General features: G+C 67.3%; 19 protein-coding genes and 1 tRNA gene. 9 read left to right on the top strand and 11 right to left on the bottom strand.

Annotated elements, in window-relative coordinates:
• From O0J73_RS03695 to O0J73_RS03665, 7 genes are all read right to left on the bottom strand, one after another.
• Positions 1-716, bottom strand: a 716-nt coding sequence (locus tag O0J73_RS03695) for a type VI secretion system Vgr family protein (protein WP_308308038.1), incomplete at its 3' end; no start/stop codon positions are given.
• Between the two features lie 159 nt (positions 717-875).
• The gene (locus O0J73_RS03690) at positions 876-2,663 is read right to left on the bottom strand and encodes an MFS transporter (RefSeq protein WP_308308037.1); all 1,788 of its coding nucleotides are present in this window, start codon (positions 2,661-2,663) and stop codon (positions 876-878) included.
• 186 nt (positions 2,664-2,849) lie between these two features.
• Entirely contained in the window at positions 2,850-3,977 is a 1,128-nt protein-coding gene (gene nagA / locus O0J73_RS03685; RefSeq protein WP_308308036.1) for an N-acetylglucosamine-6-phosphate deacetylase, read from the bottom strand.
• Positions 3,974-4,750, bottom strand: a complete 777-nt coding sequence (locus O0J73_RS03680; protein WP_308308035.1) for a DeoR family transcriptional regulator — start codon at positions 4,748-4,750, stop codon at positions 3,974-3,976. Before O0J73_RS03680 ends, nagA begins: the two co-directional genes overlap by 4 nt.
• Before the next feature lie 34 nt (positions 4,751-4,784).
• Positions 4,785-6,119 (bottom strand): D-tagatose-bisphosphate aldolase, class II, non-catalytic subunit, encoded by a 1,335-nt coding sequence (locus O0J73_RS03675; RefSeq protein WP_308308034.1) that lies wholly within the window; start codon positions 6,117-6,119, stop codon positions 4,785-4,787.
• Between the two features lie 16 nt (positions 6,120-6,135).
• Positions 6,136-7,074 carry an ROK family protein gene (locus O0J73_RS03670; protein WP_197564798.1) on the bottom strand — a complete coding sequence of 313 codons (939 nt, stop codon included), beginning with the start codon at positions 7,072-7,074 and terminating at the stop codon, positions 6,136-6,138.
• Entirely contained in the window at positions 7,067-8,221 is a 1,155-nt protein-coding gene (locus O0J73_RS03665) for an SIS domain-containing protein (protein ID WP_164087521.1), read from the bottom strand. The genes O0J73_RS03670 and O0J73_RS03665 overlap by 8 nt, the downstream gene beginning before the upstream one ends.
• Positions 8,222-8,543: 322 nt before the next feature.
• On the opposite strand from O0J73_RS03665, the gene O0J73_RS03660 reads away from it, so the two are divergent.
• From O0J73_RS03660 to O0J73_RS03650, 3 genes are all read left to right on the top strand, one after another.
• A complete protein-coding gene (locus tag O0J73_RS03660; protein ID WP_308308033.1) occupies positions 8,544-11,903 on the top strand; it encodes a TIM-barrel domain-containing protein in 3,360 nt (1,119 codons plus the stop codon).
• A gap of 122 nt (positions 11,904-12,025) precedes the next feature.
• Entirely contained in the window at positions 12,026-15,001 is a 2,976-nt protein-coding gene (locus tag O0J73_RS03655) for a TonB-dependent receptor (protein ID WP_308308032.1), read from the top strand.
• Positions 15,002-15,066: 65 nt separating this feature from the next.
• A complete protein-coding gene (locus O0J73_RS03650; protein WP_308308031.1) occupies positions 15,067-16,422 on the top strand; it encodes a Gfo/Idh/MocA family oxidoreductase in 1,356 nt (451 codons plus the stop codon).
• Positions 16,423-16,499: 77 nt separating this feature from the next.
• On the opposite strand, the gene O0J73_RS03645 is transcribed toward O0J73_RS03650, so the two are convergent.
• The 3 genes from O0J73_RS03645 to O0J73_RS03635 all read right to left on the bottom strand — a co-directional run bounded on the left by O0J73_RS03645 (position 16,500) and on the right by O0J73_RS03635 (position 17,837).
• Positions 16,500-16,913 (bottom strand): DUF5615 family PIN-like protein, encoded by a 414-nt coding sequence (locus O0J73_RS03645; RefSeq protein WP_308308030.1) that lies wholly within the window; start codon positions 16,911-16,913, stop codon positions 16,500-16,502.
• Positions 16,910-17,614 (bottom strand): DUF433 domain-containing protein, encoded by a 705-nt coding sequence (locus tag O0J73_RS03640; protein WP_006475019.1) that lies wholly within the window; start codon positions 17,612-17,614, stop codon positions 16,910-16,912. The genes O0J73_RS03645 and O0J73_RS03640 overlap by 4 nt, the downstream gene beginning before the upstream one ends.
• 146 nt (positions 17,615-17,760) lie before the next feature.
• Positions 17,761-17,837 (bottom strand) — tRNA-Arg (locus O0J73_RS03635).
• A 150-nt stretch (positions 17,838-17,987) separates the two neighbouring features.
• Between O0J73_RS03635 and ubiA the strand changes: the two genes are divergently transcribed.
• From ubiA to O0J73_RS03620, 3 genes are all read left to right on the top strand, one after another.
• On the top strand, positions 17,988-18,881 hold the full coding sequence (ubiA, locus tag O0J73_RS03630) for a 4-hydroxybenzoate octaprenyltransferase (protein ID WP_006475017.1): 894 nt from the start codon (positions 17,988-17,990) through the stop codon (positions 18,879-18,881).
• 166 nt (positions 18,882-19,047) lie between these two features.
• Positions 19,048-20,472, top strand: a complete 1,425-nt coding sequence (locus tag O0J73_RS03625) for a TIGR00366 family protein (protein WP_308308029.1) — start codon at positions 19,048-19,050, stop codon at positions 20,470-20,472.
• Positions 20,473-20,744: 272 nt separating this feature from the next.
• A complete protein-coding gene (locus O0J73_RS03620; RefSeq protein ID WP_014038817.1) occupies positions 20,745-20,903 on the top strand; it encodes a hypothetical protein in 159 nt (52 codons plus the stop codon).
• A gap of 54 nt (positions 20,904-20,957) precedes the next feature.
• Here O0J73_RS03620 and O0J73_RS03615 read toward each other — a convergent pair whose 3' ends face one another.
• Positions 20,958-21,584: a YiiX/YebB-like N1pC/P60 family cysteine hydrolase gene (locus tag O0J73_RS03615; protein ID WP_308308028.1), complete on the bottom strand. Its 627-nt coding sequence runs from the start codon at positions 21,582-21,584 to the stop codon at positions 20,958-20,960.
• An 81-nt stretch (positions 21,585-21,665) separates the two neighbouring features.
• Here O0J73_RS03615 and O0J73_RS03610 point away from each other — a divergent pair, with 81 nt between their 5' ends.
• From O0J73_RS03610 to O0J73_RS03600, 3 genes are all read left to right on the top strand, one after another.
• Positions 21,666-22,178 carry a hypothetical protein gene (locus O0J73_RS03610; protein ID WP_308308027.1) on the top strand — a complete coding sequence of 171 codons (513 nt, stop codon included), beginning with the start codon at positions 21,666-21,668 and terminating at the stop codon, positions 22,176-22,178.
• Between the two features lie 77 nt (positions 22,179-22,255).
• Positions 22,256-24,094: a M3 family metallopeptidase gene (locus O0J73_RS03605; protein WP_308308026.1), complete on the top strand. Its 1,839-nt coding sequence runs from the start codon at positions 22,256-22,258 to the stop codon at positions 24,092-24,094.
• Positions 24,091-25,494 (top strand): TPM domain-containing protein, encoded by a 1,404-nt coding sequence (locus O0J73_RS03600; RefSeq protein ID WP_308308025.1) that lies wholly within the window; start codon positions 24,091-24,093, stop codon positions 25,492-25,494. The genes O0J73_RS03605 and O0J73_RS03600 overlap by 4 nt, the downstream gene beginning before the upstream one ends.

The raw sequence follows: 25,494 nt of genomic DNA, 5'->3' as shown, positions 1-25,494 counted from the left end.
GTGCTGGCGTTGGGCACCAGCTGCTGGCGCTCGGCGAAGGCGGTGATGCCATCGCGGGCCTCGGCCATGTCGGCGCGGTGGAAGCGGAACGTGCCGCGGTCAGGCAGCTCGGCACCCGGCTCGAACACCACCAGCGTGTGTGCGGCCTCATCGCCCTGTGCCTGCTCGATGCGCCAGGCCAGGCCGGCTTCGGCCAGCAGGCGGGTGACGAAGGCCCAGTCGGTCTCGCGGTACTGGGTGGTGATCGCACGGACCGGCAGTTCGGCCTGCACGTCGAAGCGGAACACCGCCTGCGGGTAGTCGGTGAAGATCTGCTCGCAGATGGCGCGGGTGTCCTGGTCCTGGAAGATCACCGCATTGCGGCGCAGCCGCAGCAGCGCCGTCCAGGGTTCAAGGATCAGGCGGTAGCGGGCCAGGCCACCATCGCTGCCCAGCTGCGCGGCCTCGGTGCACAGGCCATGCCACTGCCGCAGCGCGCCGTCGGCCTGGCGCAGCTGCAGGGTCAGCGGCTGCTCCAGCCAGGATTCCAGTTCCAGGAAGGCGTCGGTGGCCAGGCAGTCGATCTGCAGGCGGTTGTCGCCGCACACCGACTCGGTGCCTTCGAAGCGTTCGACGACCCACGTTTCATGCAGCCCCTGCAGGCGCAACAGGCGTGGTTGCCGGGCGTCGAGCGTGATTGCCCGGACCAGTGCGACACCAGCGGCATCCATGCCCATGCAGAATCTCCCTTTGTAGTGGGAGAACTGTTGGGGCAGGACGCCGCCGGCTGCCGCGAGCTACGCCATTCCTGCGGGATGCATCACGCTTGTCGGCCCCGGATCGGGCTGTTCACGACAGGATTACGGAAGACGGGCTGTGCAATCGCGACGCCGCGATCAGCCCCGCTTGCCGGCAAACCGTGCTTCGATCTCCTCCAGCGACTTGCCCTTGGTCTCGGGCAGCCATAGCGCGGCCACCAGGAAGAACACGAAGGTGCACGCCGCCCAGAACACGAACATGCTGGCGTAGCCGTAGTGGCCCACCGTGGGCAGGAAGATCGCGGCGATGGTAGTGGACACGAACTGGTTGATCAGCAGCGCGATGCTCATGCCGTTGGAACGGATGCGGTTGGGCATCAGTTCGGACAGCGCCAGCCACACGCAGACGCCGGGGCCGACTGCGAAGAACGCGACGAATACCAGGATGCAGGCGGCCACGGCCCAGCCGTGTGCCGGCGGCGGCACCGGGCCGATGCGGGCCTGCTCGATGCGCAACGGTGCCTGCGCGGCCTTGGCCGGGTCGGCGAACGGGTTCAGGTGCAGTTTGCGGAAGAACGCGCCGATCACGCTGTCCGGCTGCACGGTGCCGGCACGCTCGATGCGCAGCTCGCGATCGGTCAGGCTGTCGCTGCGCAGGGCGCGCACATTGGTGAAATTGCCGTAGGCGTACGACACGGTCAGCTGCAGTGGCCGGCCTTCGCTGTCGATGCCCACGCCCAGACGCTGCCACTGCGCTTCATCCAGCACCAGCTGCAGGCCATCGCCGCTGACCGCGGCCTGCAGCTGCGATTGCACGTCTGCGCGGCCGCGCTCGGCCTGGAAGAACAGGGTCGCGGCGGCCAGCAGGGCCACGCAGATACCGCCGCTGCCGAGCATCAGCAGGAACTTGCGGCCCTTGCGATCGACCAGCAGCAGCGCGACCACGGTCATCACCGCATTGAGCAGCTTGATCGCCACGTCGGCGCTGTTCGCTACCGAGCCGGACAGGCCGGCCTGGTTGAGGATGTTCACCGCGTAGGCCAGCACCGAGTTGATGCCGGTGGCCTGGGTGCAGGCCAGCACCACGCAGGCGAGCAGGAACGGCACCACGTAGCGGCGGCTGAGCAGCGGGTCGCGCTTGCCGTCGCGGCTGCTCGATTCCGGCGCCTGGATCTGTGCAAGCGTCGGCTCCACCTCCGAAGCGGGCAGTACGCGCTGCAGGCTGCGGCGCGCATCATCGATGCGGCCGCGGCGCACCAGCCAGCGCGGCGACTCGGACAGCCAGAAGATGCCGGCGCAGAACAGCAGGCCCGGCGCCAGGCAGGTCCAGAAGATGGTGCGCCAGGCGTGGTCCTTCACCGTGAACAGTTCCTGCGCCTGCTGCGCGACCGGCAGTGAGCGCACGGCTTCAGCGGCGGCGTCGACTGCATGTGCGTGGTACAGGCCGATCAGCGCCGCCAGTACCAGGCCGATGGTCAGCAGCAGCTGGAACATCGCCGCACCGCGCCCGCGTCGTTCGGGGCTGAGCACTTCGGCCAGGTACAGCGGAATCACCACGCCGATCAGGCCACCACTGATGCCCTGCAGCAGTCGGCCGAGCAGCAACGGCGTGTAGCCCGAGGCCAGCGCCATGATCGGAATCGACGCGGTGAACAGCAGGCCCGCCAGCAGCATCGCGCCGCGGCGTCCGATCAGGTCGGCCACCATGCCGGCAAACAGCGAGGACAGCACACTGCCCAGCAGTACCGCCGCCACGACGAAACCGAGTTGCTGGCTGCTGAGCTGCCAGGCGTGGCTGGCTGTGGCTTCAAGATAGGGCAGGGCGCCGGCGATGATGCCGATGTCGATGCCGTACAGCAGGCCGCCGAGGCCGCCGATGAAGAGCAGGTAGCGTACGGGCCAGCGCGGGGCGGTGCTTGCGGTCATCGGCGTATTCCCAGGAGGCGTTTCGGTGCGGATTGCTTTCGTAGAGTCGAGCTTGCTCGACTGACCGCGCAGGGCGCGGCAGAGCAGTCGAGCAAGCTCGACTCTACAAAGGCGGTGCGTCAGGCATTTCCGGCGTCAAGGAGCGGCGGTACGTCAGGTGTTCCAGGCGTCAGGACGGGCGGCACGTCAGGCGCTTGCAGCGTTCAAATCGACCACGTGCCCGCCGACCACTACCTGCTGCAGGCGCAGCTCGGCGTCCAGCACCACCAGGTCGGCGCGGGCGTCGGGCGCGATGCGGCCGCGATCGCCCAGGCCGAGGTAGTCGGCCGGGAAGGTGGAAACGCGTTGCGAGGCATCAGCCAGCTCCAGGCCCACCTGCACCAGGTTGCGCAGCGCCTGGTCCATGGTCAGCGCGCTGCCGGCCAGCGAACCGGTCGCCAGGCGCACGCAGCCGCCGCACTTGTGTACGCGCTGCTCGCCCAGTGCGTATTCGCCATCGGGCATGCCGGTGGCAGCGGTGGCGTCGGTCACCGCATACAGGCGCGGGATCGCGCGTGCGGCCAGCCGGATCACGCCGGGGTGGATGTGCTGCAGGTCGGGAATGATCTCGGCGTACTGCGCGTGCGCCAGCGCCGCCGCTGCGATGCCCGGGCGATAGTGATCGACGCCGGTCATGCCGTTGAACAGGTGGGTGAAGCCGGAGGCGCCGGCCTGCAGTGCGGCCACGCCTTCTTCGTAGGTGCCGGCGCTGTGGCCAAGCTGCACACGGATACCCATCGCTGCAAGCGCGGGAATCAACGCGGTGTGCTCGCCGATCTCCGGCGCCAGCGTCATCACCCGGATCGGGGCGAGTGCATGCAGCTGCTGCACCAGGGCCAGCGTCGCTTCGATCGTTCGGTTGGGCTGCGCGCCCAGCCGTTGCGGGCTGATGAACGGCCCTTCCAAGTGCACGCCGACGATGCAGGCCGCCTCGGCATCGGGCGCCGCCATGGTGGCGGCCACACCCTGCAGCGCATGCTCGATTTCGTCCAGGCCGGCGGTCATGGTGGTGGCCAGCAGCGTGGTGGTGCCGAAGCGCAGATGGGTGCGGGCAATGGTGCGCGCCACGTCGCCGCCCTGCATCAGGTCCACGCCGGCTGCGCCATGCACATGCAGGTCGATGAAGCCGGGCAGGATCACCGGCAGCTGCAGATCGTCAGCGCCGCTGTGGTCGTCCACCTGCAGCTGGCGCACGTGCGAATCGAAATGGACGTGGCCACGCCGCCAACCCAGTGGGGTGAGGATGCGGCCCTGCAGGGAGCGGGTGTCGGTCATGCGGTGGGCTCGGCGATGATCACCTCGATGCCCAGTCGCTGCAGCCCCTCGCGGGTGGCGTCGTCGATGCCGGCGTCGGTGATGATGGTATGGATCTGGTCCAGCAGGGCGATGCGGTGCAGGCTGACGCGGCCGAACTTGGAGGCATCGGTCAGCACCACGATGCGGCGCGCGCGCTCGACCATGCGGTGGTTGAGGCGGGCTTCGGCTTCGTCGTGGGTGGTCAGGCCGAACTGCAGGTCCAGGCCATCCACGCCCAGGAACAGGGTGTCGAAGCTGTACGAGTTGAGGCTGGCTTCGGCCTGGCTGCCCTGCAGCGACAGCGACTGCTGGCGCAGCAGTCCGCCGGTCAGCAGCACGTTGATGCCGGGTGCATTGGCCAGTTCCCAGGCGATGTTCAGGCCGTTGGTCATCACCGTCACGTCGCGCTGTGTGCGCAGATGGCGGGCCAGGGTCATCGTGGTCGAGCCGGAATCGATGATGATGTTGTCGCCCGGCTGCACCAGGCGCGCGGCGCGCGCACCGATCGACTCCTTCAGCGGCAGGTTCAGCGCATCCTTCTCGTGGATGTCCTGTTCCTGCGGCGGCGTGCGCACCAGGGTGGCGCCGCCGTGGGTGCGGTTGGCCAGGCCCTGCGACTCGAAGTGGGTCAGGTCGGCCCGGATGGTCACCGCCGACACGCCGAAGCGCTCGACCAGATCGGCTACCTGCACCGAGCCGTGCTCGATCAGCAGCTGCAGGATCTGTTGCCGGCGGGAGCGGGTGTTGCGCATGGCCATCTCTCGGTGTCGTCAGGAAAGGTAGAGATTAGCCGTTCGCAAGAACGGAGGTGGCCGAACTTTCTTTCTGCTTGCGGTGGCCGGCCTGGTTGGCACTGCAGGCGCGGGCATATTCGCCCAGGCACAGGCCGATGCGGTGCTGCACCAGTGCGGTGGGCGTGTTGGCCAGGGCGCCTTCGCGCACGGCCCGGTACTGCTCCGGCAGGTACTGGCTGAGCAGCACCAGCGGCGGTGCGTGCTGTTCCAGGTTGGCGAACAAGGTCTGCACGGCCTGCACCAGTGCCGGCTCGCCCCAGTAATAGCGGCAGCGGTCGCTGAAGGAGTAGCTGCGCAGCAGGCGCAGTGTGGCGTCATCGCCCTGGTAGTAGGACTGCCAGTACTTCGGCTGCGCCACCATCACCTCGTCCAGCACCTGCGGCAGGCGCGAGCATTGCGCAGCCGGCAGCAGCTCCGCTTCGATCGCAGCCAGCGCGAACAGCGCTTCGCGATAGGCGAAGGTGGCGGCCGGGCCGACCTTGAGGATGGCGAAGTGGTCGCGCACCAGTGCGTGCAGGCCGCTTTCGCGCTGGTAGTCGGTGGAGTGCGCTTCGAACACGATGCGCGGCTGCTGTTCGAGGAAATCGGCCAGCGTGCCAGCAGCGGCGGCATCGTACTCGTGCACGCTGCTGTGGTCGAAGTCCACGCCCGGCTGCACCACCATCGCGATCACGCGCTGCCAGGCATCGCGCAGCTGCGGCGTATCGAACGCCTGCTGGTGGATGGCCAGAGTCTGCGCGGCGGCCGCGGGCGTGGTCACCTGCAGGCCTTCGGCCAGCGAGGCTTCGCCACCGGGAATCGGCACTTCGGTACCGATCACGTAGACCGGCGGTGGCAGGCCATGCTCGGCGGCGGTGCGCTCGGCGATCCCGGCCAGCTCGGCCGAGCGTGCGGCGACGATGGCATCGGGCAGCGGCACCGGGTCATCGGCGCAGGACATGCTGCAGTCCAGATGGATCTTGTGGAAGCCGGCGGCGACGTAGGCCTCGATCAGCACGCGGGCGTGGGCCATCGCTTCGGCGGCCGGGCGCTTCTGCCAGGCATTCGGGCCGAGGTGGTCGCCGCCCAGGATCAGCCGCTCGCGCGGGAAGCCTTCCTCGTCGGCCAGGGTGCCGACGTAATCGCGGTACTGCGGCGGGGTCATGCCGGTGTAGCCGCCGAACTGGTCGACCTGGTTGGAGGTGGCCTCGACCAGCAGCACGGTGCCGTGCGCCAGCGCCACATGCATGGCGGCGCGCAGCACCTGCTCGTTGCTGCAGCAGACGCTGTACAGGCCGACGTTGGCACCGGCGCGGTGGGAGGCAAGCAGGGTCTGCAACGGGGACATGGTCAGGCTCCGGACATCAGGAAAACGAGGGGTGGCAGGCGAGCAGGGCAGCACCACGTGCGCCGCCGGCATCGCCGAAGCGGGGCGGCACGATCGGCGGTACCTGCACGCCGTTGAACAGATGGGCGGCGATGGCCGCTGGCAGCTGCTGGTACAGCGGCGCGTACTGCGAGAGGCCACCGCCAAGCACGATCACATGCGGGTCCAGCGCCAGCACGAGTGCGGCCAGGCTGTGGCCGAGCAGGTCGCGGTGGATGTCCAGCGCCTTGCGCGCGCGGGTATCGCCGGCTTCGGCGAGTGCGATCACCGCGCTGGCGTCGGCGGCACTGCCGCCCAGATGGCGTTCGATCATCGCCAGCCCACTGCCGGAGACGTAGCGCTCGACGCAGCCCTGCAGGCCGCAGGCGCAGTCGATCAGCGGCAGGCCGTGGCGCTGCAGCAGGTGGCCGGGCACGCTCCAGTGGCCCCATTCGCCGGCCAGGCCGTTGAAGCCGGACAGCAGGCGGCCGTGCAGGCAGAAACCACCACCCGCACCCGTGCCGAGGATGGCGCCGAACATGCTGGGGTAGCCATCGGCGGCGCCGCCGTGCGCTTCGGAAAGGGCAAAGCACTGCAGGTCGTTGCCGAAGTGCAGCGGGCGCTGCAGCCGGGCCTGCAGATCGGCGGCGACGCTGTGGCCGGTCAGCGCCGGCACGTTCGCACTGAGCTGGCGACCCGTGCGCCGATCACGCACGCCGGGCAGCGCGATGCCGATGGCGGCGTCGTTGCGGCCCAGTGAAGCATCTGCATCGGCCACCAGCCCCAGCATCGCCTGCAGGAAGCCCTCATAGTCGCCCTGCGGAGTACTGACACGGCGGCGCCAGGTGACCTGCATCGCCGCATCGCACGCCACCAGCTCGATCTTGGTGCCGCCGATGTCGATGCCGTAGCCGGCGTGGGCGATCAGCTCAGCCATGGTGGATGGTGACGCCCTTGACGACGCGGTTGACGGTGCCGTCCGGGAACGGATTGTCCGGGGTCAGGCCCAACGCGGCCGAGCGTTGCAGCGCGAACAGCTGCGCAAAGCCCAGCCACACCGGCGCCAGCCACGGGTCGTCCAGTGCCGGCACGGTGAGGGTGTATTCGTCTTCGGCACCGATATCCGAATGCGGGCCGATCGCCAGCACCTGCCCGGCCACGCCGTCGCGGCGCAGTTCTTCCAGCAGGTCCTGTTCGTAGCGCCGCGCCAGCGGCTGCACGCTGCGCAGCACCACCACCAGCGTGTTGCCGTCCAGCGTCGACTTCGGGCCGTGGCGGAAACCCAGCGGCGTATTGGCCAGTGCCAGCACGCGGCCGGCGGTCAGCTCCAGCACCTTCAGCGCGCACTCGCGGGCCAGCGCTTCCAGCGGGCCGCTGCCGAGGTAGATGATGCGGTTGAACGGGCGCTGCGCCAGCGCGGCGACCGGCGCATCCCACTGCGCCTGGCCTTCGCGGGCCAGTGCTGCGATCTGCTTCAGGCGCGCGATGCGCGCGTCCCACGGCGAGCGGTCGAATACGGTCAGCGCGGCCAGCAGCATGCAGGTCAGGCTGCTGGTCATGGCGAAGGCGCGGTCGCAGCTGGCCGACGGCATCAGCAGGGTGCAGGTGTCGGCACGGCCGGCACCGCGGCGGGCCAGTTCTCCATCGGCATTGCAGGTGATGTCGAGGAAGCGCGCGTCATCCACGTCGCTGCGCACACGGTCCACTGCTGCCACGCTTTCCGGGCTTGAGCCGCTGCGGCCGAACGAAACCAGCAGGGTCGGGCGGTCGCGCTGCAGGTACAGCGCCGGGTGGGTCAGCAGGCTGGTGGTATGCACCACGCGCACCTCGGCTGGCCACTGCGCGTTGATCGCGTCGGCCACCATCTCGGCAATGAAGCCGGAGCTGCCGGCGCCGGTGAACAGCACGCGCTGGTGGGGATCGTTGAGGCTGTCGCCGAGGAAGGCCTGCAGGCGATCGCGGGCACGCGACAGATCCTGCGCAAGGGCTTCCCACAGCGCAGGCTGCTGGGCGATTTCGGTTGCGGTATCGGCTCCGCCCAGGCGCTGCCAGGCGGACACATCGGAAAGCAGGGTGACGTCCATTCGGAGGTTCCAGTTGGGCCAGCGCACCATCTGTGTTTTCTTTCGAAATGTCAAATACCGAAAGCAAAAAGAAAGAAAATATAACGCCGTGTTTGCCTTGAGCTGGACGTGCGGGAAAACGAAAGAAGAGGCTGGATGCCGTATCGCACAATACTCAACAGGCGCCTGCAAGCGATTACACAAAGTATTGCGACGCAACAACTTTCGTTTCAAAGGAATATATCTTCCTTTTTCCTTTCAATTTGTTGACATCTTTCGAATCGCTGCCCTAGAGTCGGCCCAACCGCTTTCGAAACGCCCGGTGAACGGGTTGGGAGTCCGCGTGGAAAACTGCGTTCGTCGCTCGCCGCTGATGCTGGCCCTGTTGCCGGCGCTGATGCTGGCGTCCCTGCCGGCCCGGGCAGAGCCGGTCGGCAACCTGCGTTCGGTGGCCGCCAGCAACGGCCGCGACGGCGTGCAGGGCTGGGACCTGCAGACCGACAAGGGCGCGCGCATCCGCATCGAACTGCCGGCGACCGACATCATCCGCGTGCAGGCCGGCCGCAATGGCACGCTGACCGGCGCCGGCGACAAGGCCGCGCCGATCGTACTGCCGCAACCGAAGGCGAACGTAAAGGCGCAGCTGGAAGAAGACGCGCAGGAAATCCGCGTGCGTACCGATGCGCTGGTGCTGCATGTGCAGCGGCAGCCGTTGCGCCTGCGCCTGGAGCGCCTGGACAACGGCCAGCCCACCGCGCTGTGGCAGGAACTGCAGCCGCTGGACCTGGATGCCACGCAGAGCGTGCAGGTGCTGTCCTCGCAGGCCGACGAAGGCTATTACGGTGGTGGCCAGCAGAACGGCCGCTACCAGTTCAAGGGTCGCGAGCTGGAAGTGTCCTATTCCGGCGGCTGGGAAGAGGGTGACCGCCCGAGCCCGGCGCCGATGCTGCTGAGCAGCCGTGGCTGGGGCATGCTGCGCAACACCTGGAGCGATGGCAGCTACGACCTGCGCCAGCCCGACCAGGCCACGCTGCTGCATCGCGAAGATCGTTTCGATGCTTACTACTTCGTCGGCGCCGACCTGCCGAAGCTGATCGAACGCTATACCCAGCTGACCGGCCGCCCGAACATGGTCGCGCGCTGGGCGCTGTCCTACGGCGACGCCGATTGCTACAACGACGGCGACAACAGCAAGAAGCCCGGCACTGTGCCCGAAGGCTGGAGCGACGGCCCGACCGGCACCACCCCCGATGTGATCGACAGCGTGGCCAAGCAGTACCGCGCCCACGACATGCCCGGTGGCTGGATCCTGCCCAACGATGGGTATGGCTGCGGTTACAAGCAGTTGCCGGAAACGGTGAAGGGCCTGGCCGGCTACGGCTTCCGCACCGGCCTGTGGACCGAGAACGGCGTCGACAAGATCGCCTGGGAAGTGGGCAAGGCAGGCAGCCGCGTGCAGAAGCTGGACGTGGCCTGGACCGGCAAGGGCTACCAGTTCGCGATGGACGCCAATCGCCAGGCATTCAACGGCATCCTCGACAATTCCGATTCGCGCCCGTTCCTGTGGACGGTGATGGGTTGGGCCGGCATCCAGCGCTACGCCGTGGCCTGGACCGGCGACCAGAGCAGCAGCTGGGACTACATCCGCTGGCACGTGCCGACCCTGGTCGGTTCGGGCCTGTCCGGCATGGCCTACGCCAGCGGCGACGTTGATGCGATCTTCGGCGGCAGCGCCGAGACCTTTACCCGTGATCTGCAGTGGAAGGCGTTCACCCCGGTGCTGATGGGCATGAGCGGCTGGTCGTCGAACGCGCGCAAGCACCCGTGGTGGTACGACGAGCCCTACCGCAGCATCAACCGCGATTACCTGAAGCTGAAGATGCGCCTGACCCCGTACATGTATGGGCTGGTGCACGAGGCCGCGCAGACCGGCGCGCCGCCGGTGCGTGGCCTGATGTGGGACAACCCGCGCGATCCGCATGCGCAGGATGAGACCTACAAGTACCAGTTCCTGCTCGGCCGCGACCTGCTGGTGGCGCCGGTATACCGCAGCCAGGCAGCCAGTCGTGGCTGGCGCCGCGACATCCACCTGCCGGCCGGCGGCTGGATTGACTACTGGGATGGCCGCCGCGTGCAGGCCACCGCCGACGGACGCCAGCTGGATCGCCAGGTCGACCTGGCCACGCTGCCGGTGTTCGTGCGTGCCGGTGCGATCCTGCCGATGTACCCGTCGATGCTGTTCGACGGCGAGAAGCCTCTCGATGAAGTGACGTTCGACCTGTACCCGCAGGGCGATTCGCAGTACACGCTGTACGAAGACGATGGCAACACCCGCCGCTACCAGCAGGGCGAATCGAGCACGCAGCAGATCCGCGTGCAGGCACCGGCGCAGGGCAGTGGCCCGGTGCAGGTTCAGATCGATGCGGTGCAGGGCCAATACAACGGCCAGCTGGCGCAGCGTCGCTATGGCCTGCGCGTACTCAGCCGGCAGGCGCCGCGTGCGGTGCAGGCCGGCGGTCGCGCGCTGCCGGCGCTGGCTGATGCCGCCGCCTTCAACACTGCGGCCGAAGGCTGGTACTTCGACGCCCAGGAGCGCCGCGGAACGCTGCATGTGCGCACAACCGCGCAGGACATCCGCCAACCGCTGCAGCTGCAGCTGGACTTCGCGGCAGCCGCTGCCGTCGCCGATGATGCCTACCCCGCCGCGCCGGTGCTCGGCCGCGAACTGCCGGCCGACAGCCTGCTGGTGGTCAACCGCCCGGCCGAAGAGCCCGGCCATGCGCTGGAAAACGCCTTCGACGATGATCCCGCCACCTGGTTCCGCAGCGTGCGCAACCAGGCGGTGCGCACCGGTGCACACGAGTGGGTGATCGGCTTTGGCGAGCGCAGGATGATCGATGGCATCGACATCGCCCCGCGCAACGACAAGAACTGGAAGCACGGCCAGGTGCGCGACTACGAGGTGTACCTGGGCGACAGCAATGGCGAGTGGGGCGAGCCGATCGCCCGTGGCCGCCTGCAGCTGAAGGAAGGCGTGCAGCGCATCGACTTCCCGGCGCATGCCGGCCGCCTGCTGCGGTTCCGTGTGCTGAGCGTGCAGAACCCGGAGGGCGACGGCGCCAGCAGCACCGACCCGATGGTCACCGCGGCACAGGGCAGTGCCCGCGCCTTCGATGCGCTGCAGCCGCGCGACGTCGGCCCGATCGCGCTGTCCACCTTCCACATCCTCGAGCACCAAGAACCGGAGCGACCGGCCCGGCAGCGCTATCTCTCCGAGCTGCCGGTGCCGGCCGCGCTGGCCAGCCAGGTGCGCGCCGACCAGTCGTTCCGTGGCGATGCCGGCATGCGCATGAACGGCCTGCAGTTCCGTCGTGGCCTGGGCGTGGCCGCCAACAGCCGCATCGACCTGCGCCTGCAGGGCGGCTGGCACCTGCTGCGCGCCGACCTCGGCATCGACGACGCGTGCCGCACTGCCGGTGGCCTGCAGTTCCAGGTCTGGGGCGACAACCGCCTGCTGTACGACAGCGGCCTGGTGAAGGCGCCCGGCGTGGTCAAACCGGAGCTGGACATCCGTGGCCTTTCCACCCTGAGCCTGCGCACGCTGGGTGCGCAGGGCAGCCAACCCGCCCAGGTCTGTGCCAACTGGGCCAACGCCGTGCTGATCGGCCAGGAGGGCGACTCCGCCAGCATCGTCGCCCCATGACCGCCTCGTAACACCGCTCCTCCCCCCGCCCATACCGACTACGGCCCTGCTGGCCGTGGCCCGGGAGCGTTTTGCCCGCCGATCCACCATTCGCGCCGCACCCCTGCCAGGAGAGAACCCCGATGTTGCCCGCCCGCCACCACCGCCCCCCCTGTCGCTCGATCGCTCCGCTGACGCTGGCCATTGCCGGCGTGCTGCTCTCGGTCGCCGTTCCTGCCGTTGCACAAGAGAGCAAGGACAAGGCCACCGACCTGGCCCGCATCGAGGTGACCGGCTCCAACATCCGCCGCACCGACGTTGAAACCGCATCGCCGGTGCAGGTGATCAGCAAGCAGGACATCCAGAACATGGGTGCGCGCACGCTGCTGCAGGTGCTGGACAACCTGCCGGCCGCGCGCCCTGCACAGCAGGACGCGCGTTCGCTGTTCACCGGTTCCGACGGTGCTTCGCAGGCCAACCTGCGCGGGCTGGGTGCACAGGGCACGCTGGTGCTGCTGAATGGTCGTCGCCTGTCGTACTACGGTGCACCGGCCGGCTTCCAGACCCAGTTCGTCAACATCGATGCGATTCCCGCTGCGGCCATCGAGCGCATGGAAGTGCTGACCGACGGCGCCTCGGCGGTGTACGGCACCGACGCCGTGGCCGGCGTGATCAACGTGATCACCAAGCGCAACTTCCAGGGTGCCGAAGTCAGCTTCACCAACGACACCTCCTCGCGCATCGACTCCTACGGCGAACGCCAGGCCAGCATCACCGCCGGCTTCGGCGACCTGGCCGAGAACCGCTTCAACATCTACGGCGCGGTGAACATGTACCGCCGCGACGCGATTCCGCTGAGCGACTTCTACGACAAGCGGCCGGACCAGTACTACGTCAACAACCCGAACTACCTCAACAACCTGCGCCTGAGAGTGGGCAGCAAGCCGGGCGAGTTCAACCCGGGCAGCTACTTCGCGTTTGATCCGGTGACCGGCCGCCGCGTGCAGGAGGCGGCACCGGGCTGCAAGAACGTGCTGACCAGTGAAGCGGCCGGCCCGCGTTGCGTCTGGGAAACCTGGATGAACAACGAGATCGATGCCGGCGCCAAGTCCGAGCGCAACACCGCCTACCTCAACGGCACCTTCCTGGTGGGCGAAAGCACCGAGATCTTCGCCGAGGCGACGTACACCGACATCGACCTGCGCGCCAACGGTGGCACCCCGCGCACCTACGGCACCACCACCGGCAACCCGACCAGCTGGTTCTCGCGCAACACCGGCAACAACGTCAATCAGTTCCTGTATCCGTTCCTGGGCCCGAACAACGAGTACAACCACGCCAGCCCGGAAATGAAGGCGATGATGGGCGGCGTGGTCGGCCTGCAGTACCTGCTGCAGGATGCAGGCGCCAACTACTTCGGCCAGCGCAACACCGACAAGAGCTATCGCGTGCTGGCCGGCGCGCGTGGCAACGTGGGCGACTGGAACTGGGAGACCGCGTTCGCCAGCGCCGGTACCCACTCCACCACCTACCAGACCATCAACGTCAACACCAAGGGCTTCGAGAAGGCCTTCGGCCCGTACACGATCGATCCGGGCACCGGCCGCGTGATCATTTCCGATCATCCGGCGTACAAGTTCGGCGAGATCAGCGAAGCCAACGCCGCACTGATCCGTGAAGCCTTCCCGACCTTCGACATCCAGTCGTGGACCCGCCTGCATACCCTGGACGGCAAGATCGAAGGCCCGCTGTTCCAGCTGCCGGCCGGCGAAATGCGTGCAGCGTTCGGCTTCAACGCCAGCCGCGAAACCTTCTACACCCCGGGCAACGCCGATGCGGCCAACGGCCTGATCACCCAGCAGGGCGGCTCGTGGTTCGACGGCAAGCGCAATACCTATGCGCTGTTCGCCGAGACCGTGGCGCCGATCACCGACAAGCTGGAGCTGGATGCGGCGGTGCGCGTGGACAAGTACCCGAACTTCAGCGCCAACATCGCGCCGAAGATCGGCTTCAAGTACCAAGCCTTCGATCAGCTGATGCTGCGTGGTACCTACTCCACCGGCTTCCGCGCACCGAGCCTGGCCGAGTCCGGCAACGGCGGCGTGTTCGCACAGCTGGGCGGCTTCCGCGACGAGCTGCGCTGCAACGAGACCAACGCCATCGCCAACCTGCTGCTGAAGTCGCAGCGGCCGGGGGATGTCGACCTCGGCAAGACCCTGCTGAACGTCGATTGCAGCCGTACCGTGGCGCGCATGACCCAGCCGAACAAGGACCTGAAGCCGGAGAAGGCGAAGATCGCCACCCTCGGCTTCGTCTACGAGCCGGCCAGCTGGCTGTCGGTGTCGGCCGACTACTGGTTCATCTACCGCAACAACGAGATCGTTGCGCCGGACTACCGCCGCATGGAAGACATCATCTCGATGTCGCGTTCGCCGATCACCGACAGCGACCGGGCCAACCTGGCGCAGCTGGCGGCAATGTGCGCCGATCCGGCCAGCGGCGTGAGCTGCCCGGCGAACCTGCCGGGCTATTCGGCGGGCAACGTGGCCAGCGTGGTCGGCCAGTACAAGAACCGCGGCAAGACGCTGATCGACGGCTTCGACATCGATGCGCGCAGCCGCTTCTCGCTGGGTGACTGGGGCAACCTGAACATCGGCCTGGCCGCCACCATCGCCAACCGCAACCGCTTCTACATGGATGCGGAGAACGGCTGGTACTACGGCGATGTGGTGGGTTACTACAACAACCCGCGCCTGCGTGCCACGCTCAATGCCGACTGGACCTACAAGCAGGTCACCACCAGCATGTTCGTCAACTATGTGGGCGGCACCAAGTGGGCCACCGACCAGGTCGACGAAGTGAGCAACAACAAGGAAACCTGCACCGGCGGTTACCTGGCACTGCAGAAGAGCAAGTGTGACGGTGCACCGTCGTGGTGGACCGCCAACATGAGCGTCACCTGGCGCCCGGATGATGCCTGGAACCTGAGCTTCACCGTCAAGAACCTGTTCAACCGCCTGCCGTTCTATGACCCGAACAGCTTCCTGGGTGACTCCAGTGACTACGCGACCATCTTCGGTCGTGGTTACAGTGTGACCATCGGCTACCGGTTCAAGTAATTCCGTTTGCGTGACCTGGCGTGCCGGCTGCGGCCGGCACGCTGCCTAGAGGAGAGATGTTTGCCATGAAGCGTAGGGAATTCATCGCGGCCAGCGCCGCTGTCGCCGCCAGCAGCCTGCTGCCGCAGACCCCGGCATGGGCACGCGGGCGCAAGGTGCGCCTGGCCATGATCGGTACCGGCATGCGTGGCCTGGTGCTGCTGAAGGAACTGGTGCGCCGCGACGATGTCGAAGTGGTCGCGCTGTGCGACATCGAGCCGATCATGCTCGGCCGCGCCGTGGACATGGTCAGCAAGGCCGGCAAGCCGGCGCCGAAGACCTATGGCCAGGACCGTGACACCAACGCCTGGAAGCGCCTGCTGGAACAGAAGGGCATCGATGGCGTGATCATCGCCACGCCGTGGGAATACCACGCACCGATGGCGATTGCCGCGATGCAGGCCGGCGTGGCCGTGGGCTGCGAAGTGGTGGCCGGCATCACCCTGCAGGACCACTGGGACGTGCTGAAGACCCAGCTGAGCACCGGCACCCCGTACATGCTGCTGGAGAACGTCTGCTACCGCCGCGACGTGATGGCCGCACTGCAGATGGTGCGCCAGGGCCTGTTCGGCGAGCTGGTGCATCTGCAGGCCGGCTACCAGCACGACCTGCGCGGCGTGAAGTTCAACTCCGGCGATCCGAACCAGCCTTACGACAGCGGCGTGGAATTCGGCCCCAAGGGCTGGAGCGAAGCGCGCTGGCGCACCGAGCATTCGGTCGAGCGCAACGGCGAGCTGTACCCCAGCCACGGCATCGGCCCATGCGCGATGTACACCGGCATCAACCGCGGCAACCGCTTCACCCACATCAATGCGTTCGCGACCAAGGCGCGCGGCCTGCACGAATACACCGTGGCCAAGAGTGGCGGCACCACCCATCCCAGCACCAAGGTCAAGTTCAAGCTGGGCGATGTCGTGACCACCACGCTGGCCTGCGAGAACGGCGAGACCATCCTGCTGCAGCACGATACCTCGTTGCCGCGCCCGTACTCGATGGGCTTCCGCGTGCAGGGCACCAAGGGCCTGTGGATGGATGTGAACCACTCGATCCATATTGAAGGCCGCAGCCCGCCGCACCAGTGGGAAGAGTTCAAGAAGTACCAGGACGAGTACGAACACCCGCTGTGGAAGCAGAACGCGGACACCGCCGCCAGCGCAGGCCATGGTGGCATGGACTGGTTCGTCATCCATGCCTTCGTGGAAGCGCTGAAGGCCAAGGCGCCGATGCCGATCGACATCTACGATGCGGTGACCTGGAGTGCGATCACGCCGCTGAGCGAGCAGTCGATCGCCAACAGTTTCCAGACGCTGGAGTTCCCGGACTTCACCGCCGGCGCGTGGAAGCAGCGCAAGCCGATCTTCGCGTTCGACGGCAAGTACTGATCTGCTCTTTGTGGAGTCGAGCCATGCTCGACTGAGCTGAATGCAACGCCGGGCCATGCCCGGCGTTGTTGTTTGGCTTAGCGGGTCGACTTGATCTGTGCCAGTCGTCCGCCAGATGCTCTCGCGTGCGGCACGCGGAACATGGCGCCGGGTTGAACCAGATGCGCTTGTTGCATCATTTTGGGCCACCACTCGAGCAGGCGTGCTGTACGATCATAGTGGCTGAGCGTGCTCCATCCCTTGGCCAGTACGAAAACCGTTAAACCGAGCCGCGCGATAGCCTCACGTTCGGCAGGTTTGCGCTGATGATGGTCCTGAGTGACGTGAACGCGGATGCCGCGATGAATTGCGGCATCGAACAACTCGAGGTCGGTAGTGCCGGGCTTCACGAACTCTCTTACGTGAACAACCTCGTGATCATCACTGCGCGCAATGGCGTCGATGGCCCGGGCGAGCGCAGGCGGCAGATTCTCGTCGATCTGCGCCTTCAAGGCGTTTCTCGGCCTTCGAACTGCAGTGCTTTCCTGACTGCAGCAAGAGGCAGATCATACAGGCGTGCGACCCGCCGCTCGTCGCCGCCTTCCGCTTGCAGCGCTTCAACAATGGCAATCGTGGGAACGCCTGACTCGGAGAGAATGGGCTGGCCGAAACTTCGCTTCGGATCAAACACCACCGCCCTTGAGCCCCTCATGGGGAACCATCGTTCTGCGTGATCATCGATACCCAACTCGATTCCATCGCGCAAGGAGGGAGCGATGACCTTGCGCATGACGTCCTGTCTCTTCACGACGTCAACCAACGCTCCATCGCCGCTCTCGTCCAGAAGTTCCATGAAGATGCGACGACCATCGGTCTTGAAGGTTGTACTGGTGAAGGGATAGTCCTTGCCCAGCCGCTCCCGTAGTTCGGTAATGGTCAGTCGGATCAGATTAAGTGGTACGCCACACGCAACAAACGTACGTATGAAGCGGAGTTCGATGAGGTCGCGGAAGCCGATCCCATCAATGTCCGACCCCGCCCACTGCGACGACCACAGTGGCGGGTGTGCCTGGACATTACCGTGATAACGGCTTTCGTATCCCTTGACCCAGCGCCTGAGTTCGGACGGTTTGCCACCAATGAAGCGCGCAGCATCGGCGTATGAGTACAGGCCGAGGCCAAGGCCGTCCGAAGCTGGCAGGGCGATTCCCATGGGGCTGAGTCTACCCAATGTAGGAGGAACAACGAATTTGGCTCTTCATCTTGTGCCAAGCAGGTCTCATTCACTGAGACAGATGGCACGCCGTCACTTGCCCTCGCCATTTGCAGACGGGTCAAATCTGTCAAAAAACGTAAAGATGGCGCGCCCGGAGGGATTCGAACCCCCGACCAATGGCTTCGGAAGCCACTACTCTATCCGGCTGAGCTACGGGCGCGTTGTAGAACCGCCGCGCCGCCGACCAGTGCCGGGGCGGGCATCGCCGCGCCATGAAGCGGTGCGGGACGGGCATTCTATCCAGTTTCGCCGAACAAATCTCCCCCCGCCAGGCAAAGCCCTGCCGGAGGGGCAGGAGTATCCTATCGGCATGGCTGATACCCCCCTCACTTCGCCGCAGTCGTCGGCGACGCCGCGTTGGCGGCATTACTGGAGTCTGATGCGCGCTGATCGCCCGATCGGTACGCTGCTGCTGCTGTGGCCCACCTGGTGGGCGTTGTGGTTGGCCGCCGGCGGCCTGCCGCCGTTGTGGACCCTGTTCGTGTTCACCGCCGGCGTGTGGCTGACCCGCTCGGCCGGTTGCGTCATCAACGACTACGCCGACCGCTGGCTCGACCCGCATGTGGAACGCACCAAGGCGCGTCCGCTGGCCACCGGCGCGATCAGTGGCCGCGCTGCGCTCATCCTGTTCGCGGTGCTGATGCTGGTGGCGTTTGGGCTGGTGCTGACCCTGAACGGGTTGACCATCGGCCTGAGCTTCATCGGCGTGTTCCTGGCCGCCAGCTACCCCTACCTGAAGCGCTACACCCATCTGCCGCAGGTCTACCTGGGCATGTCGTTCGGCTGGGGCATCCCGATGGCATTCGCTGCCGTACAGGGCGAGGTGCCGATGCTGGGCTGGCTGCTGTACGCCGGCAACATCCTGTGGTCCACCGCCTACGACACCTGGTACGCCATGGTCGACCGCGAGGACGACCTGAAGATGGGCTCGCACTCCACCGCAATCCTGTTCGGTGATCTCGATCTGGTCATCCAGGGCGTGCTGTATGCGCTGTTCCTGGCCACCATGGCGCTGGTCGGTGTGCGCGGCGGGCTGGGCGGCTACTACCTGGCCGGCGTGGCCGTGGCCACCGTGCTGGTGGTGTACGAGTTCTGGATCTGCCGCAACCGCGAGCGCGGGCCGTGCTTCAAGGCGTTCCTGCACAACAACTGGGTCGGTGCCGCGCTGTTTGCCGGCATCGCAGTCGATCTGGCCCTGCGCTGACCCCTGGGTGAGGTAGCGCCGGCCGCTGGCCGGCTGTGCACGTGTGCGATCCCGAGGTTGCCGGCCAGCGGCCGGCGCGACCAGCCTCCCACCTACGACCAATAGGTGGCTGACAGCCTGCACCCCACCGCCCAGAATCGAGCGATCGAACCTGGGAGGGTGGATGATGGCCTCGAAGGCAGCAGTACAGGACGGCTGGATGGCGCGCGCTGCGTTGCGCTCGGCCGCCTGGGCGGAAAAGTGGTTCCCCGATGCGTATGTGTTCGCGGTGCTGGGCGTGGTCATCGTCGCGCTGGCCGCGATGGGCTTCGGCTCGACCCCCCAGGCTACCGCCAGCGCCTTCGGTGACGGCTTCTGGAGCCTGATTCCCTTCACCATGCAGATGGCCTTCGTGGTCATCGGTGGCTATGCCGTGGCCACTGCGCCGGTGGTCGCGCGCTTCATCGACTTCCTCGCCCGGGTGCCGCGCACTGGTCGTGGCGCGGTGGTGTACGTGGGCCTGGTCAGCATGCTGGCCTCGCTGCTCAGCTGGGGCTTCTCGCTGGTGTTCGGCGGCCTGCTGGTACGTGCGCTGGCGCGCCGTACCGAACTGCGCATGGACTACCGCGCGGCCGGCGCTTCGGCGTACCTGGGCCTGGGTGCGGTGTGGGCGATGGGGCTGAGTTCGTCGGCCGCGCAGCTGCAGGCCAACCCGGCCAGCATGCCGCCGGGGCTGGTGGAGATCACCGGTGTATTGCCGTTCACCGAAACCATCTTCCTGTGGCAGTCGATCGCGCTGACCGCGGTGCTGATCCTGGTCTCGCTGCTGATCGCCTGGTTGACCGCGCCGGCCGCCGGCAGCGCCCGTACCGCCGAGGATTTCCCTGGTGCCGCGCAGGCCGAGCCGGAGCCGCTGCAGCGGCGTACGCGTCCCGGCGAGTGGCTCGAATACAGCCCGCTGCTGACCGTGCTGCTTTCGCTGCTGGCGTTCGGCTGGCTGTTCAACGAGTTCGCCAACAAGCCGGTGGTCACCGCCATCGCCAACCTCAATACCTACAACTTCCTGTTCATCTCGTTGGGCCTGCTGCTGCACTGGCGGCCGCGCAGTTTCCTCAATGCGGTGGCCAAGGCGGTACCGAGCACCACCGGCGTGCTGATCCAGTTCCCGCTGTACGGCGGCATCGCCATGATCCTCACCCACGCTGCCGGCGGTGACGGGCAGACGTTGGCGCACCGGTTGTCGAGCCTGTTCGTGCACGTGGCCAGCACCGATACCTTCGCGCTGGTGATGGGCGTCTATTCGGCGGTGCTGGGCTTCTTCGTGCCGTCCGGCGGTGGCAAGTGGATCATCGAGGCGCCGTACGTGATGCAGGCCGCCAACGAACTGAAGGCGCACCTGGGCTGGGCGGTGCAGGTCTACAACGCCGCCGAAGCGCTGCCGAACCTGATCAACCCGTTCTGGATGCTGCCGCTGCTGGGTGTGCTGGGACTCAAAGCACGCGACATCGTCGGCTTCACCTTCATCCAGCTGCTGGTGCACATCCCGCTGGTGCTGGGCCTGCTGTGGCTGCTGGGCATGACCCTGGCGTATGTGCCGCCGGTGATGCCCTGAATCCAGCGCGGGTGTCCCTGCAGCAGGGCACACCCGCCACGTTCAGCGCGCGTTTCCGGCCGAGGCAGCCATGAATGCGCGTTGCCCCGACGCTGGCATGAGCACATGCCGAACCCGCATGAATCCTTCATGGGCTTGTGCTGCAAGGGCCTTGGCGTGTTCATTCACGCGCGTACACACAGATGTAGCCGCCCACGCACGCGTGATTAACCAATCGCTGCGGACGATGGCCCCGTCCACCGCATTTCGCGCGTGGCTTTCGGAGAACGGACATGGCACAGCAGAACCAGAACCCGAACCAGAAGCAGCCGGGTCAGCAGAACCAGCAGGATCAGCAGCAGGGCCGTCGTGACCAGCAGCAACAGCAGCAACAGGATCAGCAGCGCAAAGAGCGCAACCAGCAGCAGGGCGGCCACGACGAAGAAGAATGACCACGCGCGGTACGCGGCGTGACCGGTGAAGCCCCGCCTCGTGCGGGGCTTCGCTTATTCCAGCACGCCGATACGCTGCAGCACCGGCGCGGCCGACATGTCGTTGGGGTTGGTGCCGGGCTGGTCCTGCGGAACCTGCATGCCCATGCCGTGGTACAGGTCCACCCAGTGCTGGGCGATCTGCCCGGTCTGCGGATTGCGGAAGTTCATCGGCTGCAGCGCGAACACGTGATGCGCGCGGAAGGCGCGTTCGATGAAGTCCGAGCAGTAGTAGCTGTCCTCATTCAACACGTATGACGTGTTGTACGGCTTGCCGAGCATCGTGCGTGCGGTGGCGACCGCATCCTTGATGGTCGCCTGCTGCGGCGCACGCAGTCGATAGACCACGATCTGCCGATGCTTGGCACGCGCGTCCTGGCGGAACGCAGGCAGTGACTGCCGGCGCGATCCCTTCTCGTCGGCGTGCAGTACCTCCCAGCCCTTCGGTGCGGAAGCGACCAGCGCGACGTGATCGAAGCTGGGCGCGCCCTGCTTGCCGGTGGCATCGTCGATGGCCGCGCTGAGGCCGCTGCGGCCGGCGGTCACGAACAGCAGGTCGCCTTCGCGGACATCGACGGCCATTGCCACGGCCGGCCACAGGGCAGGTAGCAGCAGGCCGATCAGGAGCAGGACGCGATGCATGGAATTCTCGGACGGGCGGAATACGGGAAGTGTAGGGTGCGCGGTAGCATGGGGCGACCCAACCGGATTCAGGATGAGCCCATGCGTCGATACCGTTCTGTCGCAGTGCTGGCGCTGGCCTGTGGCGTGGCACTGGTTGCCTGCACGCCCGAGCCGCCGCCAACGCCCACGGAAACCGCACCGGCCGCCCCCGCGCCGACATCCACGGCCGCAGCGGTTCAACCTGCGCCGGCGCCGGCCAGTGCTGAATGCCCTTATCCGCAGTTCGATGCGTTCCTGAAGCACTTCGGCCACGAGATCGCGCTGCAGGAAAAGGCCACCGCCGATCCGCTGCTGGACAGCTACATCGATGCCGAGGCCGAGCCGGAACCGCGCAAGGTCGAAAGCCGCCTGGCACTGGCCGACGTCGAGTGGCCGGTGATGCCTGATCCCGCCGCGCTGGCAGGGCAGGGGCGCGAGATGCAGGTCACTGCGCTGGCCGATGGGCAGCGCCAGGTGCAGATCCGCACGCCGGACAGCAGCGACCAGCAGACCTACACCTTCGCGCAGGCGCCGTGCTGGACGCTGGTCAAGCGCGAGGACGAGTCGATCTGAAGGACGCCTGATCCGGCACAGGCGCGGGGCGGCAGTGGCTGCTAGGCTCAAGGCCTGGTCCAGGCAGGGAGACGCCGATGCAGGCTCGCAGGATGCGCACCATCACCGCCGCCATGGCCGTCGTGCTGGTGATGGCCCCCTTTACCGGTATCCGGGCGGAATCGCTGCAGGCCGACGATCGTGCCTACTTCGCCGATGCCGCGGCCGAGCAGCGCGCGCGTGATGCGCTGGAAAAGCAGCTGGAGGCCCTGCAGCACGCGGCCGGCATTGCGCCCGCGCAACGTTTCCAGCAGGCCGAGGCCATGCAGGCACAGTGCCTGCGCCATCATGCCTACCTGCACCTGCAGGCCGCCCGCAACGCGCGCGACCACCGGCCGGCACAGGCGCTGGACCAGGTGATGGGGCTGTGCAGCCGCATTGCCCGTACCGGCCGCGCAGCACTGCGCGAGGCGCCCATGGACGCGGCGTGGGCGGCACCGTATGCGTTCCTGCGCGCGCGTGCGCTGAAGGAAGCCGCCATCCCGGCCGATGCCGCGCTGGACGAGGCGGTGGACGCCCTGGCTGATCCGGCGCTGGACAGCTTCGCGCGCCTGCGCGGGCAGATCCTGCGCAGCGCCGAATACCCGCAGATCGAGCGCGATGGACGGCACTGGGATACCGGGCACGACAAGCAGGCCCTGGCCCGGCATCCGGACCGCGCGTTGCGCGAGGCCGGCTGGAAGGGCTACTGGCAAGGTCTTCAATCACGCCGGGAGCCGATGGCCTCGGTACTGCTGGGGCTGGTGCAGGTGAACGATGCCGCTGCACGCCTGCAGGGCGATGGCTCGGCCCCGGCGCGTGGCTACCAGCGCATGGGCCTGGATACAGCGGCGGTGGATGCCACGCTGGTGGCGATCGAAGGCCACGCTGCCGATCGGCGCGCCTACCAGCAGATGCTGCTGCGCCACGCCGCGCGCTCGGGCATCGATGCGCCGCAGCTCTGGGATACCACGGTGCCCGATGCCGGATACGCGCCGCCGGTGCTGACGCTGCCGCAGCTGCGCGACACCGCCGCCGATGCCATGCAGCACCTGGGCCCGGCATATGTCGGCGAGCTGCGCGCGCTGCTCGATCCGGCCAACCGGCGCATGGACCTGGCCACCGAGCGCGGTGACCGCAGCCTGGATGCCTTCCCGGTAAGCGCACCTGGCGTACCGGCAATGCTGTTCGTCGGCGTGCGCAGCGGCGAGCTGGAGAGCGATGTCGAGATCGCGCACGAAGCCGGTCACGCGCTGCATGGCGAGTGGATGCAGCGTGGCCATGCGTCGCCGCTGCAGCGCAATGGCAGCCCATGGCTGACCGAGGCGTTCGCCATCTACAACGAACTGCGCTTCCGCGACCAGCTGTACCAGCAGGCGCAGGACCCGCGGGCCAAGGCCTACTACCTGAAGTCGCTGCTGGACGACATGCTGCTGCAACTGTTCACCGCGTCCGAGGAGGCGCAGCTGGAACAGTCGATCTACCGGGGCGTGGCCGACAACACGCTGGGTACCGCCGATGACCTGGATGCGCTGACCGGCCAGGTGCTGGCGCGCTTCGGCCAGGATCCGGAGCACTATCCGCAGCTGCGCAACAGCTGGATCGGCAAGCGCCTGATGTATGACGACCCGAACTATCTGGTGAACTACCTGTATGCAGGGCTGTTGGCCGTGCAGCTCTACGTGCAGGACCAGCGCGACCCGGAGCGGTTCGGCCAGCGCTATCTGGCCGTGCTGGGCGAAGGCTTTGATCGCGCGCCGAACGAGCAGATGGCACAGCTGCTGGGGCAGGCGCCGGATTGGCCGGCCCTGGTGGATGCCGATCTGCAGGTGTTCAACCAGTTGGCCGCACAGCTGCGGGCATTGCATGCGCGGATCGAACAGGGGCAGGGCGCATGAGCGGGCTGCGCGCGGTCAGGCGGACCTGGGCCACGGTAGGGCTGTTGCTGCTGTGCCTGTTGCCGATGATGGCGATGGCCGCCGAGGCGGTGCCGGCGCTGGAAGATCCGGTGGTGGACACCGCCCATGCGCTGTCGGCGGACACCCGCAACGCGCTGCGCACGCAGGCGCTACAGCTGCAGGCGCGCACCGGCGCGCAGCTGCAGGTGCTGGTGGTCGACCGGGTTGGCGACGAGGGCATCGAAGCCTATGCACAGCGGGTGTTCGAGCAATGGCAGCTGGGCCGCGCCGGTGTCGATGATGGCGTGCTGCTGCTGGTGGCCGTGCAGGACCGCCGCGTGCGCTTCCAGACCGGCTATGGCCTGGAGGGTGCGATTCCCGATGCCTATGCCGCGCGCATCATCGACAAGGCGATCGTGCCGCGCTTCCGCGAGGGTGACCTCGACCAGGGGCTGCTGGATGGAACGAAGGTCGTGGTCGCGCTGATTGATGGCGAGGCGTTGCCGGGCTGGGAAGACCCGTCGGCACGCAACGTGCTGCCGCCGGACTGGCGCAGCGCCGATTCGGTGGTTGCCCTGGCGCTGCTGGCCGGCTTCCTCGCCGGGCTGTGGCGGTCGCCGCCCTCGCGGCCCGAGGCAAAGACGCCGGACGACTTCGCGCGCAGGCATCGCCAGCGCCGGCGCGGAACATCGCGTGCGGCCGCCACGCCGCAGACACGACCGAAGCGGTTGCCGGCCTGGGGCCGCCCGGTGCTGGTGACTGTGGTGATCGCTGCCGGCGTGCTGGCGGCGGCGCTGTGGGCACCCCGCCAGGCAATGGCGGCGCTCTGCTTCGTGCTGGCGCTGTGCGTACCGGTGGCGAGCCTGCTCGGCTGGTGCTGGCGCCGCAGCCGGGGGCTGCGCGTTGCATTGCTGGGTCTGCTCGGGGCCAATGGGGTGTTTTTCGGGGTGATGCTGCTGCGCGGCCAATTGCCGCCCAGCCTGGCCCTGCACGTGTTGCTGGACCTGGCCGTAGGCATTGCCGCGATGCTGGTGTTTTTCATCGTACAGGCCGGCCGCGCGCGCTGGCACAAGGATCGCAGCAGCTTCGCGGTAAGGTTCACGGTGTTGTTGCTGCTGAGTGCCGGCTACGCACTCTTCGCACTGCTGGCCATCGATCGGGCCGAGCCGGCGGCGCGCCTTGCGGCGACGATCGGGTGGAGTGCGGGCACGCTGGTGCTGTACTTCGTGTGGATCTTCACCCTGCTGCCGGCTGACAGGGCACGCGGCGGCCGGCGCTCATCCGGTGGCTTTCGCAGCGCGTCCAGCAGCGCGTCGTCACGTTCATCCTCGAGCAGTTCCAGCGATTGGTCCGGTGGCGGCGGGCGCAGCGGCGGCGGCGGCGCGTCGGGCAGCTGGTAG

Source organism: Stenotrophomonas sp. Sm6012 (assembly GCF_030985895.1).
GTDB lineage: Bacteria > Pseudomonadota > Gammaproteobacteria > Xanthomonadales > Xanthomonadaceae > Stenotrophomonas > Stenotrophomonas forensis.
Note: the sequence above shows the minus strand (reverse complement) of the source record. Positions and strands in the feature narration are given on the sequence as shown.

Excerpts from the sequence above, each read along its gene's own strand:
- O0J73_RS03665 (WP_164087521.1), bottom strand. The coding sequence starts at position 8,221 with ATGGACGTCACCCTGCTTTCCGATGTGTCCGCCTGGCAGCGCCTGGGC.
- O0J73_RS03615 (WP_308308028.1), bottom strand. The coding sequence starts at position 21,584 with ATGCATCGCGTCCTGCTCCTGATCGGCCTGCTGCTACCTGCCCTGTGG.
- nagA (WP_308308036.1), bottom strand. The coding sequence starts at position 3,977 with ATGACCGACACCCGCTCCCTGCAGGGCCGCATCCTCACCCCACTGGGT.
- O0J73_RS03675 (WP_308308034.1), bottom strand. The coding sequence starts at position 6,119 with ATGTCCCCGTTGCAGACCCTGCTTGCCTCCCACCGCGCCGGTGCCAAC.
- O0J73_RS03640 (WP_006475019.1), bottom strand. The coding sequence starts at position 17,614 with ATGGGAATCGCCCTGCCAGCTTCGGACGGCCTTGGCCTCGGCCTGTAC.
- O0J73_RS03600 (WP_308308025.1), top strand. The coding sequence starts at position 24,091 with ATGAGCGGGCTGCGCGCGGTCAGGCGGACCTGGGCCACGGTAGGGCTG.
- O0J73_RS03625 (WP_308308029.1), top strand. The coding sequence starts at position 19,048 with ATGGCCTCGAAGGCAGCAGTACAGGACGGCTGGATGGCGCGCGCTGCG.
- O0J73_RS03670 (WP_197564798.1), bottom strand. The coding sequence starts at position 7,074 with ATGGCTGAGCTGATCGCCCACGCCGGCTACGGCATCGACATCGGCGGC.
- O0J73_RS03655 (WP_308308032.1), top strand. The coding sequence starts at position 12,026 with ATGTTGCCCGCCCGCCACCACCGCCCCCCCTGTCGCTCGATCGCTCCG.
- O0J73_RS03680 (WP_308308035.1), bottom strand. The coding sequence starts at position 4,750 with ATGCGCAACACCCGCTCCCGCCGGCAACAGATCCTGCAGCTGCTGATC.
- ubiA (WP_006475017.1), top strand. The coding sequence starts at position 17,988 with ATGGCTGATACCCCCCTCACTTCGCCGCAGTCGTCGGCGACGCCGCGT.
- O0J73_RS03650 (WP_308308031.1), top strand. The coding sequence starts at position 15,067 with ATGAAGCGTAGGGAATTCATCGCGGCCAGCGCCGCTGTCGCCGCCAGC.
- O0J73_RS03610 (WP_308308027.1), top strand. The coding sequence starts at position 21,666 with ATGCGTCGATACCGTTCTGTCGCAGTGCTGGCGCTGGCCTGTGGCGTG.
- O0J73_RS03690 (WP_308308037.1), bottom strand. The coding sequence starts at position 2,663 with ATGACCGCAAGCACCGCCCCGCGCTGGCCCGTACGCTACCTGCTCTTC.
- O0J73_RS03605 (WP_308308026.1), top strand. The coding sequence starts at position 22,256 with ATGCAGGCTCGCAGGATGCGCACCATCACCGCCGCCATGGCCGTCGTG.
- O0J73_RS03620 (WP_014038817.1), top strand. The coding sequence starts at position 20,745 with ATGGCACAGCAGAACCAGAACCCGAACCAGAAGCAGCCGGGTCAGCAG.